General features: G+C 41.6%; 17 protein-coding genes and 1 pseudogene. 5 read left to right on the top strand and 13 right to left on the bottom strand.

What is annotated here, in order from left to right:
- Window positions 1-6: 6 nt before the first annotated feature.
- A complete protein-coding gene (locus tag ACQQ5U_RS11550; protein ID WP_437397667.1) occupies window positions 7-1,086 on the bottom strand; it encodes an imelysin family protein in 1,080 nt (359 codons plus the stop codon).
- Between the two features lie 23 nt (window positions 1,087-1,109).
- Window positions 1,110-2,459, bottom strand: a complete 1,350-nt coding sequence (locus tag ACQQ5U_RS11555; protein WP_437397669.1) for an autotransporter outer membrane beta-barrel domain-containing protein — start codon at window positions 2,457-2,459, stop codon at window positions 1,110-1,112.
- 500 nt (window positions 2,460-2,959) lie between these two features.
- Here ACQQ5U_RS11555 and ACQQ5U_RS11560 point away from each other — a divergent pair, with 500 nt between their 5' ends.
- Window positions 2,960-4,408 (top strand): hypothetical protein, encoded by a 1,449-nt coding sequence (locus ACQQ5U_RS11560; RefSeq protein WP_437397671.1) that lies wholly within the window; start codon window positions 2,960-2,962, stop codon window positions 4,406-4,408.
- 167 nt (window positions 4,409-4,575) lie between these two features.
- Window positions 4,576-4,821 (top strand): hypothetical protein, encoded by a 246-nt coding sequence (locus tag ACQQ5U_RS11565; RefSeq protein ID WP_437397672.1) that lies wholly within the window; start codon window positions 4,576-4,578, stop codon window positions 4,819-4,821.
- 16 nt (window positions 4,822-4,837) lie between these two features.
- Here ACQQ5U_RS11565 and ACQQ5U_RS11570 read toward each other — a convergent pair.
- From ACQQ5U_RS11570 to ACQQ5U_RS11610, 9 genes and pseudogenes are all read right to left on the bottom strand, one after another.
- A pseudogene (locus ACQQ5U_RS11570) lies at window positions 4,838-5,005 on the bottom strand (ATP-binding protein); the annotation flags it as partial.
- Window positions 4,978-5,235: a hypothetical protein gene (locus ACQQ5U_RS11575; RefSeq protein WP_437397855.1), complete on the bottom strand. Its 258-nt coding sequence runs from the start codon at window positions 5,233-5,235 to the stop codon at window positions 4,978-4,980. The pseudogene ACQQ5U_RS11570 and the gene ACQQ5U_RS11575, both read right to left, overlap by 28 nt.
- Complete coding sequence (locus ACQQ5U_RS11580) at window positions 5,211-5,609, bottom strand: hypothetical protein (RefSeq protein WP_437397673.1); 399 nt, start codon at window positions 5,607-5,609, stop codon at window positions 5,211-5,213. Before ACQQ5U_RS11580 ends, ACQQ5U_RS11575 begins: the two co-directional genes overlap by 25 nt.
- Before the next feature lie 294 nt (window positions 5,610-5,903).
- Window positions 5,904-6,800 carry a 3-hydroxyacyl-CoA dehydrogenase gene (locus tag ACQQ5U_RS11585; protein WP_437397674.1) on the bottom strand — a complete coding sequence of 299 codons (897 nt, stop codon included), beginning with the start codon at window positions 6,798-6,800 and terminating at the stop codon, window positions 5,904-5,906.
- Window position 6,801: 1 nt separating this feature from the next.
- Entirely contained in the window at window positions 6,802-8,736 is a 1,935-nt protein-coding gene (locus tag ACQQ5U_RS11590; RefSeq protein ID WP_437397676.1) for an oleate hydratase, read from the bottom strand.
- Window positions 8,737-8,836: 100 nt separating this feature from the next.
- Complete coding sequence (locus tag ACQQ5U_RS11595) at window positions 8,837-9,451, bottom strand: helix-turn-helix domain-containing protein (protein WP_437397678.1); 615 nt, start codon at window positions 9,449-9,451, stop codon at window positions 8,837-8,839.
- A gap of 533 nt (window positions 9,452-9,984) precedes the next feature.
- On the bottom strand, window positions 9,985-10,500 hold the full coding sequence (locus ACQQ5U_RS11600) for a hypothetical protein (RefSeq protein ID WP_437397680.1): 516 nt from the start codon (window positions 10,498-10,500) through the stop codon (window positions 9,985-9,987).
- 287 nt (window positions 10,501-10,787) lie between these two features.
- Window positions 10,788-11,096 (bottom strand): hypothetical protein, encoded by a 309-nt coding sequence (locus tag ACQQ5U_RS11605; protein WP_437397682.1) that lies wholly within the window; start codon window positions 11,094-11,096, stop codon window positions 10,788-10,790.
- 148 nt (window positions 11,097-11,244) lie between these two features.
- Window positions 11,245-11,571, bottom strand: coding sequence for an integrase core domain-containing protein (locus ACQQ5U_RS11610; protein WP_437397684.1), 327 nt, complete (start codon window positions 11,569-11,571; stop codon window positions 11,245-11,247).
- A 726-nt stretch (window positions 11,572-12,297) separates the two neighbouring features.
- Here ACQQ5U_RS11610 and ACQQ5U_RS11615 point away from each other — a divergent pair.
- Window positions 12,298-14,577, top strand: coding sequence for a patatin-like phospholipase family protein (locus tag ACQQ5U_RS11615; protein WP_437397686.1), 2,280 nt, complete (start codon window positions 12,298-12,300; stop codon window positions 14,575-14,577).
- 388 nt (window positions 14,578-14,965) lie between these two features.
- Here the strand turns inward: ACQQ5U_RS11615 and ACQQ5U_RS11620 are convergent, their stop codons facing one another.
- Complete coding sequence (locus ACQQ5U_RS11620) at window positions 14,966-15,394, bottom strand: hypothetical protein (protein ID WP_437397688.1); 429 nt, start codon at window positions 15,392-15,394, stop codon at window positions 14,966-14,968.
- 311 nt (window positions 15,395-15,705) lie between these two features.
- Between ACQQ5U_RS11620 and ACQQ5U_RS11625 the strand changes: the two genes are divergently transcribed.
- On the top strand, window positions 15,706-16,809 hold the full coding sequence (locus tag ACQQ5U_RS11625; RefSeq protein WP_437397690.1) for a hypothetical protein: 1,104 nt from the start codon (window positions 15,706-15,708) through the stop codon (window positions 16,807-16,809).
- Between the two features lie 34 nt (window positions 16,810-16,843).
- On the opposite strand, the gene ACQQ5U_RS11630 is transcribed toward ACQQ5U_RS11625, so the two are convergent.
- Window positions 16,844-17,452 carry a glutaredoxin family protein gene (locus ACQQ5U_RS11630; RefSeq protein ID WP_437397691.1) on the bottom strand — a complete coding sequence of 203 codons (609 nt, stop codon included), beginning with the start codon at window positions 17,450-17,452 and terminating at the stop codon, window positions 16,844-16,846.
- Window positions 17,453-17,965: 513 nt separating this feature from the next.
- Here ACQQ5U_RS11630 and ACQQ5U_RS11635 point away from each other — a divergent pair.
- Window positions 17,966-18,166, top strand: a complete 201-nt coding sequence (locus ACQQ5U_RS11635) for a hypothetical protein (RefSeq protein WP_437397693.1) — start codon at window positions 17,966-17,968, stop codon at window positions 18,164-18,166.
- Window positions 18,167-18,474: the final 308 nt, after the last annotated feature.

The following is an 18,474-nucleotide window of genomic DNA, read 5'->3' on the forward strand; positions in this document are numbered from 1 at the left end:
TTTTTTTTAAAGATTTGAAATAGCGGGCAGAATCCTGCTTTCCAATAGCGTGAGAAGTTCCAAGACCTTTTCCTGTGCGTTTTCAACTTCGGACCTATTGTCGACAATGGCGTCTGTAAAGGTCCCTGGGATAGCTTCAATGGATGTAATTCCTGCGGTAATGGCAGCCTTTACCTCGGCATCCAGGCCGGCATCCACGGTAACTATGACATCCGTGATGCCCTTTCCGGAATTACCGTCATAATCTCCCAGATAAATGTTCTGGATACTTCTGATATTGTTGGCAAAATCCAATTTGGAATTGTTGCTGAACCGGGACTCCTCTGCCTCTGGTTTGGCACTCCCGTTATTTCCGTTCAATGGCTCTTCTATCTTTCCATTGGCCACTTCATCTGCAATGATGGCAAGCCCTTCCACGATTTCCTGCAAAGCGTCCTTCTGGGATGTATAGATGGAGCCACTTTCCCCGGCCAGGATAAAATTGGCCGCAAAGTAGTCCCCTGACGATGTCCAACCGTCGTAAAGTTGTGCTGTTTTTTCCTTTAGGTTCTGTGTGACCGCCTGTAGGTATTCAATTTCCCTATCTGTAAGTTCGGCAGCTGTTTTGTCCCCGTCAAGTCCCCAAATGAAATATTCGATCGTATGGAAACCTCGTGCTTCATTATTGCTCTCCAAAAGACTTGAGGTGATGGGGTTGCCACTATTTAGAATATTGTTGATAGCATTGACATCAACGGGCCAGGAGTCGATGGCAGGGTCAATGCCTTCCGTGTCCACCGGTCCATATAAAAAGCCTTCGGTTTTTTCCCAAGGTGCACGGGTATCTTGCCAGGCCTCCTTAAGGGCCGAAAAGGTCGTTTCATCCCCAATGGTGATGGTAGCCGAAAGATCGTTCATGGCAGAGGCATTGGTCGATAGGTCAAAATACGTTTGGGTGATGACATCCACGGAAAGGTCGGTCAAAACTTCGGTATAGAGTTCTGCTGAGGTATCGATGGTTTCGGTATCAGCGGAATTGTCACTGCAGGATGCCAATCCCATAAGGCCAAAAGTGCTAAGAATAGCAATTGTCTTGTTAAGTTTCATAATTATTGGTGTTTTCTGTTACATTAAAATTTATATCCGATTCCAGTGGCAAAAATGCGTTCATGTTGCTTTTTGCCAGTATATTCCAAAGTTGTTCGATCATAGTTTTCAGAACCCAATCGTCTATCGACATAATGGGCCTTGAGGACTATGTTTTTGTGTACAAACCAGTTGAATCCCCCTGTTATGGTATTTCGTTCCCATCTTGGATTGTCCACTATACTGCCTTCCACATCGTACATGGTATCATAAAAATCGTATCTCATGAAGGGATAAAGCAGTTGTTTGGATTTTGGTGCAAGCATGGACAGGATGTTGTACCCCGCTTCCACCGAGAAGCCCAAGGCATTTTTTCCGACCGGGGTCCGTTTGGCACCCAGCTTGTTGGATAGGTTTGCATTCTTTTGGGAAACGATGTTCGAATTTTCCAGATTGCCATATAAGGCAATCGCATTGAAACGTAGATTGTTCTCGTTATAGGTGATATGGGCCTCTACGATACTGACATAGGCACTTTCCTCCATGTCGTTTTTTGGTCGGTTGGCAGCGGCATCGTTCAAATATCCTGCTATGCCCACATAGGTATCCTCATGGGTCCCAAATTTATAGTCTATCCTTCCGGCAAAGGCCAAGGATCCGGCATTGACCAAATCAAATTTGGTCTGGTAACCATTCTTGATCCATCCCCTTGACGAGAACCCACTGGCGTCCAAACCGCTTACTATATAGGCACGGTAATTGAACCGCTTGGCAAATGTCCCATAGAATTCCAAACCATTTTCATACCAACCCAAGGGTAAGATCTCATTTTCCATTTCTTGCCGATAAGTGGTGAAATAGGAGGTAGGTTCATCCAAGCTCTGGTGTAGGCCGAAATACATCTTCATCCTTCCTACCCTCATATTGAAATAGGGAACCATCTGGAAATTGATATGGGCTTGTTCCAATTTGACTTCACCACCCTTTTCGATCTCTTGTTCAAATTCTCCGAATTCCTCCTGCGTATCGTATTCGATGGTAGCGCCAGTGCCCCCATGCTCAAACTCGATCTCGGATTTAAAACTGATCTTGTCTGTAAAATGGTAGTATAAATAGAGGTTTAGCCTTTCAGGGTCAAATTTGCTTTTGTAGTTGGGGTCGGTGTCATAATCGTTGTTATAGTAGTTCACAACACTATACCCTTTTAAAGTAAAGTTGCTCCATCGCAATAGCTGATCATCTTTTGCCTCTCCTTCGTCACTTTTAAGTTCTTCCAGGATTTCCTTTTTGAGTTGCGCCTTTAGTTCTTGGATGGAAATGGAATCTGTTTCCTGTGAAATGGCTACCTGTACTATTAACATGGCAGCAGCTATAAGGAGTTTTTGTAGTTTCAATTTTTGTATTTATTTAGACTTAGTTAAGATAATTTTGGCAAATTTAATTTTAATTAGATTTAATACAAATAACAAGAAGGTTATTTTCTGGAAAATTTTAAGGATAGTTCTGGGAGGGTCTCTTAGTAATACATTAAAAAATATAGTGGTGAATTTAGAGCAGCGGTTCACCTTTCAATAAACTTAATTCTCAAGTTGACAGTAATTTTTTGCTGCAAACAATCGAATAGGTATAATGTTTACCATTCTGTTACTACAATTTAGAAAGAGAGATCTCACCGATCTGTTTTTGGTTTGGTACTAATTTTTTTTTGTGCCAAGGATAAATGCAAAATCTTATCCAATTAAGGGTAGATTTTACTATAACATCAATTCAACATTTTTTTAGTACTTTAAACAAATCATTGGAGGTCAAATTGTATCCTCCAGAGCTCGTTTTTGGGTTTGTTGTGCAAATAGGTGTGTATGCTCCAAAAAGTGTTGTAAGTAATTAATATACAGTGCATTGGCTTACCATTAATAGGTCTGCCACCTACAATCTCACTGCATTGTTCAAATTGTCCCAACGGTTGGAACCGTACCATCGCAAAAGACCGCAACTGGCCAGGGCAGCGGACAGCATTGTACTGGATACGGTTATCTATAAGCGGATAAGCAAGGCAAATCTTTCCTTGGTGAGGGCACGAACCGATCTTGTGGCCCATCGGAAGTATGCCAAGAAAGATATCTTTGATCGGTTTGACCGGGCCATGGGGACTACCCTTTTCAGTCACATTACCTTTGACCCCTATCAAGAGGAGAAAGCGGGACTCATTCTAAGTGGATATGAACGTTCGAAACACGTTGTCAAGGGTGCCCTTCACTACGATAGTTACAATGGGGTGGGCATTATCCTGAACCTTACCGGTCGAAATATCCTTGGACAGGCCTCACGCTCCCTGATCAACCTGGACATTGCGGAGGAACCACGCTTTAGGATACAACACCAAAAAAACTTTGGGGGAGATAGGAATTGGTGGTGGCGATCGGAGATCTACGGTCATTTGACCAAAGAAAGTATCTTTATCCAGGGACAGGACGTCGATAATTTTAGGTATCGACATTTTATTTTTGATAATCAATTGAACCGGAACTTGACACCTTTGCGAAGCTATCTTGGGATTGGGGTTGGCTTCCGGAATGATTACCTTACCCCAAAGGTGGATCCCAAGATCGATGACAATACCTATAGTTTGGAAAAGTCCAATGTAAATACCATTGAATTATCGGCACATTATATATACAACAGTTTGAACACACCTTTTTATGCCACATATGGCTCCTACTTTAAAGGCAGGTTCAGTAGGTCACTCTATGGAAGGGCCAATGCTGTTTTTTATCAGAATGAAGCCTCCAATTTCCAAGGGGAAACCAATCTTTTCAGCAATCTTGAACTTCGATTTGAGAAAAGGTTGTTGCTTGGGGATAAATGGACTGCCGTCTTGGGTGCCCACGGAGGGCTGTCATGGCAGGAAAAAAGTGGAAACAATGCGGTTTCGGCCAGGGACTATGGTATTAGCGCATCCTATTTCCTCGGGGGTGTCCAAGAACATCCAAGCCCAAGAAATTTCACCATGCCCGGACTGAAGGATGGGGAACTCATAGTGAACCAATTGGTAAAGTTCAATATCGGATTGCAATACCGGATCTTTACCAAAACCTATATTTCACCACATTTGAATGTGGCAACCATTGGGTTTGGCGATGTGGATGGCTTTACCGATTCTATTTTTACCGCCAACAATGGATGGGATGACCGACAGGATACCAGCACCGTGGTTTCCTCTGGGATCACATTTTCCAATAATTCACTATTGGACCCAATTGATATTGATATTTCCTGGGTCAACGGAGTTAACGATATTAGGGCGTTTATCGGTGTAGGTTATCGCTTCAATTTGTCGGATTGATTAGGGTTTTTCCTGTGGGGAACATCAGCACCCCTAGTCTTGGGGCCAGTCTGTTATTTCTGTCCGAAGGTATTGCATTTTTCCACGAAGGATGAATTGATGCCGTTGAGTGATTGCCTCAATGGGAATGTCCCCAATGCCCTTTTCGCGACTCTTTGGAAATAATCATGATAAGCTGGGCGGCGATTTCAAAGGTAAAGAAAGGGATTCAAATTGCATTGGGATTTACCGAAAGGCACCCAAAACATCAGCGCATCGTATTCCTTACTTGGTGTGGGATCGTTCCAGCTTTGCCAACATCGGTTCCTTCTTGTTCTGTGATGGTGGATGAGCCGGGTAAACTGAGCCACCCGCACCGGATGAAAGTGAGCAGTGTAAATCAACTGCTTGGATTTGACCTGTCCTTGGGTTAAACTTAGTTCTTATTCTTCAATTTTCCCTCATCGATTCACCTTTTATGTCGATTCTGTACGCTGTATGCACCAAACGGTTGAGTATGGCATCGGCCAGTGTTCTCTTCCCGATAATGTCGTGCCATTTTGATACGGTCAATTATGATGCAATAATGGTCAATCTCTGTCCGTGACGGTCCTTGATGATCTCCATAAGTGCATGCCTGTTGATGTTGTCCAGTTTTTTGTTGAAAGTCCACAGGCCTCCACGTAGGTATACTGACTACTGCCCAGTATGCAGACGAATACTTCCAGTTCCTTGAGCTCCCCGGTGTCCCTGTCGACAATGGTGAGTTTCTTGCCCGTAAAATCGATGAAAAGCTTGTCGCCGGCCTTGTGCTCCATCCGCATCACGGGGAGGTCTCCTTTTGCCATTCGGCGTACCAATACTTGAACTGTGAGAGCCAGAACCCATCGGGATGCTTGGCATAATATTCCTCCCAGAGCAACTGTCGGGTTACCCCGGTCTTTCTTATTTCCTTGTCAAAGTAGGGAAAGTACCTCTGTAGCTCTACCAGCTTTGGGCTCTTTGGCCTTTGGTCGTCCTTGAAGAGGCCGTGCAGTTCCTCCATGGTCATCTTCTCCACCTCATAGGCCGTCAGGCGGTAGCGCTTGAAGAAATCGATGTACTTGGCCACCGTGTTGCGGGAGATGCCCAACTGCTGGCTTATCCGCCGCTTGCTCACACCTGAGGTGTGGAGCTTGAATATCCGTTTTATTTTTTGCATGTCTATCTGCTTGTTCGCCATGGTCCTTTTCACAAAAAAAGACCTTTGGCGTATTACAGGCAGATCAGATCCAAAAGTGGCTCACTTTCACTGGCCAGCTATGCTCACTTTGGCCCGGCGAAGGTGGTATACTATGTCCTGCGTTTCCAGTTGTGCATTCGTATTTTTTATATTCAGTTGAATTCGGAAAATTGTGAGTTTTCAAAAATAGCTAAAACCTTTGGCCACCATATCCTTATCGTCATGAATTCCAATTGTTGGTCAACGAACTCCAAGACAACACAATATAATCCCCCAATAATCGATTTATTCTTTCTACTTCAAAAAATCCTCTTTCTGAAAAGCCGGATTTGGGTATGTATAAAATCCTGCACCAGTGGCCACGCCTAATTTATTTTTATTAATGAAATTTTCTTCTAAATATTTCACCACTTTTATCTTGTTGGCATCCTGTGTTTTCTCGGCTGCCATTTTATTTATGTTGTAAGCTGTTGTAATGCCCACAACATCCAATATAGCACATGGACCTACGGGAGCACCTGTAGCCTTCATCCAGGTTTTATCCACGGTTGGTGGGTCGGCAACTTCATTGACAACTAGATCGAGTGCAGCACCTAAAAGAGGTACAAGTAAAGAATTGAGAATATAACCGGGCTGTTCTTTGTGCAATGGCAAAGGCAACATTCCAATTCTTTTTGCAAACTCCACCATATCGTTGAACACTTTGGGCGAAGTAGTCGGGTGTCCCATAATTTCTGCGGTATTGTGTTTCCAAATTTCGTTGGCGAAATGCAGGGCAACAAATTTCTCCGGTCTTCCAGTAGAGGAAGCGAACTGACTTGGTAAGAGTGTGGAAGAATTAGTGGCAAACACCGTTTTTTCCGGAGCTACTTTTGCCAGTTTTTTATAAAAACCTATTTTAATCTGTGGGTCTTCGGGTGCGGCCTCAATCAGCAGGTCGGCATCTTTTACAGCCTCTTCTAAATTGGATGAGTACCTTAATTTTTGATATGTATCATCCAATTGTTCCTGACTTGCATTCAAATCATTTTTAAATGCGGAACTCATAATTTCAAACTTGCCTTTTGCTTTTTCCAATACTTCATCATTAATGTCATAAACGGTGACATTAAATCCGTGAAATGCTGTTTGGAAAGCAATTTGATAGCCTAATACGCCACTTCCAGCTATTGTAATATTTTTATAATTCATTTTATTTGTTCTTTATCCATTCTTGAATTTTATGAAACTGTTCTTGAAAGAAAGATTCATGTTCTTCTTCCAATGTTTCGCTTTCGGGTAAGATATGCTCGAAATAACTGTCTTTCAAAATTTTCCTTAAGATGCTTTCACCTGGGATTGGTCTATAATCATTTAGTGATTTTGTGGCTTTCAACAACTGTCTAATATCGTATTGCAACGGTATGATATCAGGCACTTGCTTGTTCAGGTTCAACAGTTCGTAAACGGCAATACGGGCAGTTCTAACGGAACTTTCCATGGTAAAGACAATATCGTTGTTGGTCTCTACAAATTGTCCCACCAAACCTAAATTTTTACAACCCTCGGGAACTACATTTGGTCTGTCTCCCTTTGCCCTTGGCATAAACATTGAAGTTATGTAGGGCATAAATGCGGTGTGTACAATGGTATTTTCAATAACATCATCAATTTGGTCAAGAATGCCTAGGTGATAGCAAAGTTCAGTCAGTATTTCGTCTCCTGTACATTGAGGCATAGGTTTTTTAATATAATTTCCTTCTTTATCCATATATAATGAATACACCCAAAGAACCAGAACATCATCGGGTTGATTAGGAAAGTGTGGTTGACGGTTACAGGTAAAGCTCATTAGCCAATCAGAATCGGTAATTGTAATAATGCCTCCCGTTGCAGTTTTTCCTGAATACGGGTCGTTAATGGTATATTCTTTCAACTTTTCGGTAAAGGCAGACGGTTTACACGTTAATGTTGCTGATTCCCAAGAAGATTTTTCAATATCGCCACAGAATTTTTCGGGGCGACCAAAAATCTCGGATTTTGCCGCTAAATTTTTCCATAATTTCCATCCGGCACTTTGTCCGCTCGAACCGTTGTCCATTTTTATAATCGGTGCGGTTTTGTTTGTTCCATAAAACGTGTCCTCGGTCATGGAACCGGTGGTCACAATAACATAATCATCTTTCCTTATTGGTATTCTCACTTCCTTTCCATCTTGTTCGGTAACGATGCCTTCCACCACTTTGCCATGGATATTACTGTGAATGTCCAAATCTTTTACCAAAGTATTCAGCTGAATTTGTACGCCTTTTGACTCTAAATGTTTTCGCAAAGGCGTAATGAACGTATCGTATTGGTTGTATTTAGGGAAAACCAGACAGGAAAAATCTTTCATTCCATCAATGGCGTGAAGAAAACGGTGCATGTACAGTTTGCATTCCAATAGGCTGTGCCAATTTTCAAAGGCGAACATGGTGCGCCAAAAGAACCAAAAATTGCTGTCTAAAAATTCTTGGCTAAAATAATCTTCAATCGTTAAATCGTCTAAATCTTCTTTTTTCTTCAACAATAATTTCACAATGGCCAATTGGTCTTTTCGCTCCAGTCCGAATTTGCTGAAATCCTGAATTTCACCTTGGTTGTGAATCAAGCGGGCTTTGGAATAATTGGGGTCATTGTCGTTTACCAATCGGTATTCGTCCAATACGCTGTACGGTTCAGGAAGTTCCTCGGCTGGAATATCCTGAAACATGTCCCAAAGATTCTCATAGGTCATATCCATTTCCCTCCCACCTCGGATAATATATCCGTCTTCGGCATTTCCGGCACCATCCAAAGAGCCGCCATCAACATGCAATTGGTCTAAGAAAATGATGTTTTTGCCAGGAATCTTTCCATCTCGTATAAAATAATATGCTGCCGACATACCCGCAATACCACTACCTACAATGTAGACTTTGCTGTTCTCATAGGATTTTGGGGGAATACCGATATTTCTTTGGTAATTTCCAATCTGATCCGAAAAAGGCATGGTTTTTTCCTTGGTGTTCAATTGTACTTCCTTACTCGAATCCGGCTCGTGGTTTACATTTCCATACTCTTTTGATTTCGATAGAAGCGAACCGAACTTATCTGTTATGCTTTTCATTTTTTTATTTTTTTTGGGGTTTTCAAGATTTTACCACAAAGATAGTTGTGTACTTAAATTCGTATGTATCCCGAAATTCCGTATTTGTGTGCTTAATTTTTCACGAACTTAAATTTTGCCTTGTGCGATAATTTGAAGGAGAAATGGAAGCATGCCTTTTAAAGAATCGACCAAAGGCAGATGTAGAATTGAAATGTAACTGAAATGCGATTTCCGAAATGGTAAATTCTGGGTTTCCCAACAGAACATATGCCTCTTTTAATAGAGTTTCATCAATTACCTCATGTGGTGTCCTGCCGCTTGCCTTTTTTACCACTTCAATCAAATATTTATTGGAAATATGCAATTGTTCGGCATAAAACTGTACCGATCTTTGTTCTAAAATATGTTCTTGTAGCAATTCCCGAAACTTTAAATGGACCATAGGGATGGTTTTATCCTTGTTTTCAATCTCGACTACAGACGGATGGGTAATCTCGGCTACTTCTAGCAAAACATTAAAAATGATACTACGGATAATTTCATCGGTAAAGTTTCCGTTGGACTTGGTTTTATGCTTTAAATATTCGAGTAGGCCAAGTAAATGTTCAATGGTTTTTGGCTGTGCGCTTAACATGGAATAATTACCATTTTGGAAGAGCCCGATTTTTTCGATGATAAATGGATTGGAAATGTTTTTGAGTAAGAAATTTTTTTCAAAAAAAAGAAGTTTCATTGTGAAGTCTTTACTGAACTTTCGAAAATGAACAATGGTAGATGGTCCCGAAACAAGAAAACTATTTTGTTCAACATGATAATTGTTACCATCAATTTCCATTGTCATTCTTCCACTTGTACAGATGCACAGTGAATAAAAATCCATGCGGAACGAGTTTTCGGGAAATTGAAAAATTGATTTCCCTGAAGAAATATAGTAAGGCTTATCACAAGCCACACCATAAAACGAAAGTGTCTGTTTAAGATTTTGGTACAAATGATTTTATTTTTATATGACGCACAACTATTTTGGGCTTTGCGAAGTTGCGGAAAATCGAAGCCGAAAATTTCCATTTAGATGGAACCTAGCATTAGCCAATAAAATTGGCTATTGCGGAATTGAAAGCTTGAATTTTCAATATAGACGTAACCCCGCCATTTTACAAAACTCTTGATAACGGTTAGGGCAGTTTTCATATTTATCTATAAAATTCCCGTTTTAAACTAAAAACGGAAATTTTATAATAGTGAACCAATACCGAAGCATTCTTCCTAACTATTAACCTTAATGTTTGCTCTTTCATCGGGTTTGCCGAAATAGGCATATTCGTATATCATATCGCCTGCTTCTTTTTTCACTTCATTACCTTGTGTTACCACGAGTTCCGCATCAGCGTAATAACGGATATAAGATGGGTCAAGTCCTAATTTTGCCAATTTTTCTTTGACTTCTTCATCCTCCTTTCCAAAAATATCTTTAGAAGTGCGGACTTCAATTTCTTCTTTATATTTAATAGTATATTCCACTTTCATACCGTTGTGTTCATAGGTAAATTTTACTACTTTAGGATGGAGCTTTTGCGATTCTTCCTGTAAGTACAATTCATTGATTTCACATTTGGCATTCTTTGTATTTTTAAAAATAACATCTCCAGTTTTATTATTTATCAAACCGAAGATAGGAATTTGTTTGAAGCCATACTTTTCATTAGCTACAATATCAAAAATGACAACGGTATAACTTTCAAGCGACTGGCGCCCCCAAAGCCAGTGGTGTATCGTGGTCATAGAATCCGTATTGTGAAACTGATGGTCATGGTAAGCCATTCCCTTCACTTCCTGTGTTTTTCCATTATAAATGATATTTCCCGTTACACTTCCTCTGGGAAACATAGCCAAGTGTATTCTTTTGCTTCATCATCTCCAAACGCTACATAACCTGTACTTGGTCTGAATGGTTTTACCAAAACCGTCAAATGCAAATCGCATCCAATGCCATTTACAGGTTTTACTTTAATATCATAATCTACAAGATTACCAACGAAGCTATGTGGGCCAAACTGAACATGACATTCTCATTTTCGAACTTCAGATTCTTCTATTGGAACGGTTATGGCATCCTCGAACAGCTTACCATCGGGCGTAGTGATTTGGATACGTAGATTAGGTGAATTGGTGGCGAGCTGTCGTTTGTCTGCATGCTTGGTGAGAAACACTACTACAACCTTGGTGCCATCTTCCATGATAGCATCAAAATACCAGTTTTCCATAGCTCCAGGAACTTGATCCCGCCGTCTGCCATCTTCCCATTGCTCAACCACATCTGGGTTAATTCCTAATTTTTTGAAATCTTCTGGTCGATCCAATACTCTTACTTTTTCCATATCTGATTTTTTTTAAAATGAGTAATAAAATTTAATTTCAATTTATGCTTTTGAAGGTAGTAATACCTTATTGTGTTTATCAATTTGATAAGCAAAGTGTAGATACCCCAATCTTTAGGACAGTTTCTCTACAAAACTAATATAATTATCAAGCCGCTCTTTTAAATAGATCAATGGGTCTTTCATAGTCGATGGACTGGTGTCTTCTTTCATGGTTGTAATATTCAAAGTACTCTGCCAATAACAGATAAAGGTCCATACCGTTCCTTGACGGGTTCAGGTATATCTTTTCGTATTTCACGTTTCTCCATAGCCTTTCGATAAAGGCATTGTCCGTGGCCCTTCCCTTACCGTCCATGCTAAGGCGTATTCCCTGGCCCAAGACATAGTTGGCGAACTCCTCGGCGGAGAACTTCCGCCTTGTCTTTCTCTTGATGTCCTTTACGATTGATTCCGTGTTCTTCTTCTTTGTCATTTTTAAGTGATTTAAATGGTTAATGAATCCATCTTCAAGGCTAGCCTTGAAGATAACAAAACCATCACTTAACTTTAGACCAAGTTCAGTCCACTTTTAGTTGAAGATTTACAAGTACTTTAAACAAATCATTGGGGGTTAAATTAAATCCTCCAGAGCTCTTTTTTGGGTATGTTGTGCAAATAGGTGTGCAAGCTTCAAAAAGTGTCGTAAGTAATTAATATACAGTGTGTTGGCTTTCCTATGGACCTAAAAGATGATCTGGTCAGGGTGTATTGGGTGTAAGTATTTTGCAGTCAATGGATTGGTCTTCAGGTTCGAATCTGGGGGGAGGTATCAGCTTGTCTCTTTTTCCTTAAAAGGCTTCCTGCTCCATGTTTATAGAAGTTTTTTTTCCGATTGAAATAGCAACTCCTACTAACATTGAACATTTCACAGGTCTCCTTGACATTTCTATAATCTTTTGCGAACTCCCGTACCCTTAGTTTGAAGTTCCTCTAGTAATGCTCAATTTCCCTGGTCTTTTCCATATTGAAAGTGTCTCTTTACATGTTATCAAAATAGTACACTTTTAGTTGACGTAGTCACATATTTGATATATTTGGGCGATTGTCCCATTAATCACTGAACATGTTTCCAAATCACAAAAAATGTGTACTTAATTTTTCCTGTCCACAGTATGTCTTTAATTTGAAAACCTTCAATTTGATTATTCTGTTTCTATTCATGGGACTATTATTGACCCGTGCCCAGGAACAACATCGGCCAAAGGTAGCTTTGGTCCTTAGTGGAGGCGGAGCCAAAGGACTGGCACATATTCCCTTACTGCAAACTTTGGATTCCTTGGGAATCGTCCCCGATATGGTAATCGGCAATAGTATGGGCAGTATTGTTGGAGGACTTTATGCTATGGGTTATTCTGGAGATAGCATCGCAGAGATTGCCCACTCTGCAGATTGGGACAAACTTATGGGAGGCACCATTTCGATGCGGAACGTAGGAGTGGAGGAGAAAAGTGAATTCAATCGTTATCTGGTCAATTTTGACCGGCAAAATGGTAAAATAAAAGTCAATCCCTATATACTTAATGATCATTATCTTAGGGTGTTTTTAACGGATTTGACCTATCCGGTAAGAAACATTACCGATTTTGATGAATTGCCCATTCCTTTTCGTGCAGTGGCCACGGATATTGTGAACGGGAAGGAGGTGATTTTGGATAATGGCAATCTCACTCAGGCATTGAGGTCGAGCATGTCCATTCCAGGTGTTTTCTATCCTGTTCCCTATCAGAATACCTTATTGGTGGATGGGGGAGTACTCAATAATTTTCCAGTGAACATAGCTAAGGATATGCATGCTGACATCATTATCGGTAGCGATGTTGGAGGGGGTATGGAACCTAGGGAGAGATTGAATGATATTACGACACTTCTTTTTCAAACTGGAATGTTACACAGTAATCTACGGAACCCGGAGAACAGGGCATTTTGCGACATCCTTTTGGACCACGTTCCAAATCTGACCTACTCAACCGGTGATTTTAATCATGGTGATGTCATTTACGAAGAGGGCAAGATTGCCACATTCTCCAAACTGGATACCCTATCTGCACTGGCCAAACGATTGCGACCGTTCCATCATGAAACGCCTCACCTGCCCCAAATGACGGACAGTGTCGTACTTGACACGGTTATATACAGACGGATAAGTAAAGCCAATATGTCCTTGGTAAGGGCCCGAACCGATCTAGTAGCTCATAAGAAATATGCCAAGAGGGATATCTTCGATCGGTTCGACCGCGCAATGGGGACCACCCTTTTCAGTCATATAACCTTTGATCCCTATAAGGAGAAAAAATCTGGCCTTATCCTTAGTGGGTATGAGCGATCCAAGCATATTGTAAAAGGGGCGCTCCATTATGATAGCTACAATGGTGTGGGGATTATCATGAATCTTACAGGTCGGAATATCCTTGGAGGGGCTTCACGTTCTCTTATAAGCTTGGATATTGCCGAGGAGCCTCGATTTAGATTGCAGCACCAAAAGAACTTTGGAGGGGACAGAAATTGGTGGTGGCGTTCAGAGGCCTATGGCCATCTTACAGAAGAAAGCATCTTTATCGACGGACAGGATGTAGACGATTTTCATTATCGACATTTCATCTTCGACAACCAATTCAATCGAAACCTTACTCCTTTGCGAAGCTATCTCGGAATTGGCGTTAAATATCAAAATGATTATTTGACTCCTAAGGTGGATCCCAAAATTGATGATAATACCTATAGTCTGGAAAAGTCCGACTCCAACACCATCGAACTATCGGTACATTATGTATACAATAGCCTGAATACCCCATTTTATGCTACCTATGGTTCATATTTTAAGGGTAAATTGAGTCGTTCATTGTACAGCAGGGCCAATGTAGTATTTTACCAATCAGACCGCTCTGATTTTAAAGGGGAAACCAATCTCTATAATAAGCTGGAGATGCGTTTTGAAAAACGGTTGTTGCTTGATGATAAGGTGACTGCCATCCTGGGCCTATCTGGAGGTTTATTGTGGCAGGACATGGATGAGGACAATACCATTTCTGCTAGTGATTATGGCATTAGCGCAGCGTATTTCCTTGGAGGCGTCCAAGAACAGCCCAGTCCAAGAAATTATGTCATGCCAGGTCTGAAGGGTGGGGAACTCATCGTGAATCAATTCATAAAGTTCAATACAGGGATCCAATACCGGCTCTTCAGTAAGAGCTATATCACACCCCACTTGAATCTGGCAATGGTAGGCTTTGATGGGGCGGATGCTTTTATCCGGAACATTTTTTCGACCAAGAACAATTGGGATGACCGACAGGAAACCAGTATGGTGGTGTCCTCGGGTATCACCTTTTCGAACAATTCCCTGTTGGGCCCTATGGATATTGATATATCCTGGATAAACAAGGTGGACAAACTTAGACTGTTTATAGGGGTAGGTTATCGTTTTAATCTTTCGGACTAAAGGCTTGTCGTAACGGGAATCCATCCCCAGATTCAATGTGGTCCAACAACTTTCGACCCTTGGGCCTAGACCCTTATCTCAGGTCTATGGAGTTCCTCCAATTGTGGGTTATAGTGCATATTGGCAGCCATATCCTTGATGATGCGGGTACCGACCCACATACACCCAGTCATGGAGATAAAGGGCCTGTCCTTTTTTCCACGCCGTCTGTAGGATGGAGACCTTAGCTAGGAAGAGTGCCTGTTAATATCAGAGTGGACGGCCATATTGTCGCAGTTCCGGTGGACAAATACCTTTCGGGGTTGTGCCCTGATTATCTCATTGGCCGGAACACAGTTACGGAAGCAACCAATCGACAAAAATAGGAGTTGTTGACCCTTTTCCAGTTTTATAAAGAAATCGGGGTCGAAGGCCCATTTGGACACCACCCACTTTTTATTTTTTCTATCAGGTTTTTATAAAATACAGAGTTCATGTTATGTGCTTTTGTAGTGTTCAATGTCCCAATGTGAATACTTGGTGTCCAAATCTTGTTGCCCATGTTTTTGGAAGGCGGCGTATCTCCCAATACCCCGGATTTTGGCAGGGAGGCAGTCCTGATCGGTATAAAAGTAGGTGTCCTAAGGGAAGGACGGCCGTAGGTAACCAGGTTTTGTTTCAAGTGACCCCAGGCAAGGTAAGGTAAGGTAGGACTTGATCTGTAAGCATTCCGTATGATAGACCTGGCTTTGGTCGTAGTTAGATCAACTGAATCCGGGGTACATTTTAATCCTTGATTTGAATTGGTAACAGTCTGGCCAAACAAAAGTATTCGCATGGAAATTTCACAGTTAACCTCATGGTTTTCCTATGACATTTTTTAGCTTATTTCTGCATATCCCGATTTTAGGGTTGTTTCTACAATAATACTTAATACCATTTAGCTTTCCTATAAGAGAAGATCAAGGTTTTTGCTATTTATCTTGAAAGGACAAAAATAAGCAGGAGAAATGTTAACTTTTATCAATTATACCCCCACGAATTTATGAGATTCAAAAAAATAACAAAGGCTAAACTATTGCTTAATTGTATTGATTCTGTTCTCCTTTAGATTTACCTAAATTTATGGCTATAAATAGATTCAAACCAATGAAAACAAAAAATACCATTTTAATCTTTTTCTTATTGATATCCAGTCTAAACTCTTGCGATGAAGGTGGAGAAAGTGGCAACAATGAGGATGACAACGGATCGGGGACAGAGATCGTGGGGGATGACGGAATATTGGAAAACCTCCGTATCTCCAACCTTGATTCCGATGCCTTCCCTTGGAACGCTATACCGGATAATGGCAACGGATGCGGCCTGATGGGGCTGACCGATGGGAAACTCAAACGGTGGGACATCGAGGACCAAGGCCTTGTCCCGGTAAAGATCAACGGGCTGTCCTTGGTACCGGAAACCCTGGACCTTATAGAGGAACGATTGGGGATGACCTTGTTCGACCGGACGGGCATCGCCAACACGGCCGATGACAATGTCACAAGGGGCATCATATTCGGTGCGGAGGAAGAAGTTGCCCCTTATGGCTATTCTTTTGACAATAGCCGTGGCTGCGGCGATGTTTCGTTCCGATCCGAAACGGAATATTTCTATGAGGATATCGAACTGGAATACGATGAAGACGACAATGTCATCGGCTATGACCATACGGTATCGGGGCAGGCCTATGATGCCTCGGGCAATGCCGTGGGCAATATCTTGGAGGACACACCCTATATCTTTGACGATGGCAACGTGGTTGTCGGGATCCTGCTGGAGGAAGACCGATTGTTTTACGATGTTAATGGGGATGCCATTTGTACAACGCTTTACAATGATCCCCTGTTCGATGCGGATGGAATGGCCATCGGCGCATCCGTAGATGGTGGTGGAAGTGGGTTTTTCACCCTACAGGGGGAAACCATCAAAAGTGGTTATTATGATGCAGCAGGTCGCATCAATGGTGTGATTCTGGTCCGTCTCGATACGATGCAGTGTTCGTTCAGCGATAATGAAAGTGAAATCGAAATGATCGTCAACAAACTCGGCTATGCCCTGGGCCTGGGCTCCAATTTCGACGGATATGGTGCCTTTGGCAGCACAGGGGACTTTGAGATCGGTGCCAATTTTTGGAATGTACTAAATACTCTGTACCATAATCCCATTGGGAGCGATAAGGGTTCCCTGGAGGTCCATCAGATCAAATCTTAAGTCTGAAATGGAACATATGGAACCCCAACAGGGGTCATTTGCCGCCCCGTTGGGATTGTTTCAATGTCTTGACGAACTGTTTCAGGTTCTCATGGGAATGGCTCAATCGACCGTTCACCATGATCACAGGGGTGCCCACTTGGTTGCCGATGACCCCTTGTTCCCGGAGCTTGTCCCACATATAGGCTCCATATTCAGGGTGTTGGGTGAAATTGAGCAGGGTAAAGTCCACCTTGTTCTGCACCAGATAATCCGTCGCATAGGCACATCTCGTGCAGCCATCCCTGCTGAAGACCACGATGCCCTGTTCAAACTTTTTGAAATCCTCGGGGTCGTAGATCTTGGCCGGCATAAGGACCTGGTTGTACCCGTAGACATAGCTTATGGGACCTCCGATTTTTTTGAGTTCGGCCACCAATACGGTCTTTTCAGGTCCCACGAGCTTTACAATGGGTTGCCCATCATGTTCCAATCCCCTGACCTCACTGAGTTCAAAGGTAATTTCCACAGGTTCGTCCAAAGTATTTTTTGCCTTGAAGACCATATGGTCCGTGGTTTCCTCTTCGAGGATTTCCACGGCGGCCTGTGAAAAGGAAAAAAGACCGGACATAAGAAAAACAAAATGGATAAAACGGGTTTTCATAGGAGATTGACTGTTATATAGATTGATAAAAGAAGATTGTTAGGTAAATTACTAAAAAAATAAATGTTCCTGGATTACCAAAACGTAAAATACCATCAATGAAGTTCCCCATTTTTGAATTTCAAACTTCTATTATTATTCCTTTAAAATTTCACATGACCACAAGGGATTGCACATGCCAAGTGGACATCATCATTCACTATGTCCTAAAGTGGAGTGTCCAAGTACATTTATACCGCTCTGTACAGGGATACTTCGCTTATCAAGGGGTAGATTAATACGGATCAAGGCACCCGGTTTATCGCAGGAGGAGTTGTCATTTATCTCCTTTAACAGTGGACATCCCCATGTATGGATAGCATGGAATGACCGTCCAATGATGCCTTTTATCGAAATGACCAGGAAATGTAAGGTGTGAAAAAATATGCCCCAACCCATGGACCTATTCCTTTTTTATGGATTGTCTTAGAAATCGAGGGAGAAATTGATTGCCGGATTATGAAATATAAACCCATGTTTATCAAAAAGGAATTTGAGAATTTCGGAGGACGAACTCTTGAAAGAAGAATCCTCATCTTGGGAGTCTTTTTGAATGCTCCATATGAAAAAGCTTTCGGGACGGACGATAATTATTTGGTGATCGGCTCCTTTTATAGTTTAAAATGCTCGCTCTATCCTTGTAGCATGAAAACCGGAAGGCATATTTCGGATTGATGATTGCTATATTTTGAACAAGCATTGATTGTTCACGTTCATGGGATATGGAATGTAGCAGGATTTTATATACCGAGAGCTTTCCAAGCCATTGAATCAATGACTTTTCGTACTTTGGTACAACAAATCGACTGACCAAAATCGAAGGCAGCCATTCAATCTTCACGGAAGCCCCCTCGTTCTTGACCCTTGAAAAATGGACAAGAATGATAATTGTGTGTTCGAGATTAAGAGGGTGGATTATGCCATATCCATAAAAAGAAAAGGAGTATGGTCGGTTAGCTTAGGTTGAAGTGAAAAATACGTAT

Origin of the sequence: Flagellimonas lutimaris, assembly GCF_051494225.1 — a bacterium.
Classification (GTDB): domain Bacteria; phylum Bacteroidota; class Bacteroidia; order Flavobacteriales; family Flavobacteriaceae; genus Flagellimonas; species Flagellimonas lutimaris_A.

What these genes read in the sequence shown, in the direction of transcription:
- ACQQ5U_RS11550 (WP_437397667.1), bottom strand. Translation starts at nt 1,086, where the DNA reads ATGAAACTTAACAAGACAATTGCTATTCTTAGCACTTTTGGCCTTATG.
- ACQQ5U_RS11565 (WP_437397672.1), top strand. Translation starts at nt 4,576, where the DNA reads ATGATAAGCTGGGCGGCGATTTCAAAGGTAAAGAAAGGGATTCAAATT.
- ACQQ5U_RS11575 (WP_437397855.1), bottom strand. Translation starts at nt 5,235, where the DNA reads ATGGCAAAAGGAGACCTCCCCGTGATGCGGATGGAGCACAAGGCCGGC.
- ACQQ5U_RS11580 (WP_437397673.1), bottom strand. Translation starts at nt 5,609, where the DNA reads ATGGCGAACAAGCAGATAGACATGCAAAAAATAAAACGGATATTCAAG.
- ACQQ5U_RS11585 (WP_437397674.1), bottom strand. Translation starts at nt 6,800, where the DNA reads ATGAATTATAAAAATATTACAATAGCTGGAAGTGGCGTATTAGGCTAT.
- ACQQ5U_RS11590 (WP_437397676.1), bottom strand. Translation starts at nt 8,736, where the DNA reads ATGAAAAGCATAACAGATAAGTTCGGTTCGCTTCTATCGAAATCAAAA.
- ACQQ5U_RS11595 (WP_437397678.1), bottom strand. Translation starts at nt 9,451, where the DNA reads ATGAAACTTCTTTTTTTTGAAAAAAATTTCTTACTCAAAAACATTTCC.
- ACQQ5U_RS11600 (WP_437397680.1), bottom strand. Translation starts at nt 10,500, where the DNA reads ATGACCACGATACACCACTGGCTTTGGGGGCGCCAGTCGCTTGAAAGT.
- ACQQ5U_RS11605 (WP_437397682.1), bottom strand. Translation starts at nt 11,096, where the DNA reads ATGGAAAAAGTAAGAGTATTGGATCGACCAGAAGATTTCAAAAAATTA.
- ACQQ5U_RS11610 (WP_437397684.1), bottom strand. Translation starts at nt 11,571, where the DNA reads ATGACAAAGAAGAAGAACACGGAATCAATCGTAAAGGACATCAAGAGA.
- ACQQ5U_RS11615 (WP_437397686.1), top strand. Translation starts at nt 12,298, where the DNA reads ATGGGACTATTATTGACCCGTGCCCAGGAACAACATCGGCCAAAGGTA.
- ACQQ5U_RS11620 (WP_437397688.1), bottom strand. Translation starts at nt 15,394, where the DNA reads ATGCGAATACTTTTGTTTGGCCAGACTGTTACCAATTCAAATCAAGGA.
- ACQQ5U_RS11625 (WP_437397690.1), top strand. Translation starts at nt 15,706, where the DNA reads ATGAAAACAAAAAATACCATTTTAATCTTTTTCTTATTGATATCCAGT.
- ACQQ5U_RS11630 (WP_437397691.1), bottom strand. Translation starts at nt 17,452, where the DNA reads ATGAAAACCCGTTTTATCCATTTTGTTTTTCTTATGTCCGGTCTTTTT.
- ACQQ5U_RS11635 (WP_437397693.1), top strand. Translation starts at nt 17,966, where the DNA reads ATGTTTATCAAAAAGGAATTTGAGAATTTCGGAGGACGAACTCTTGAA.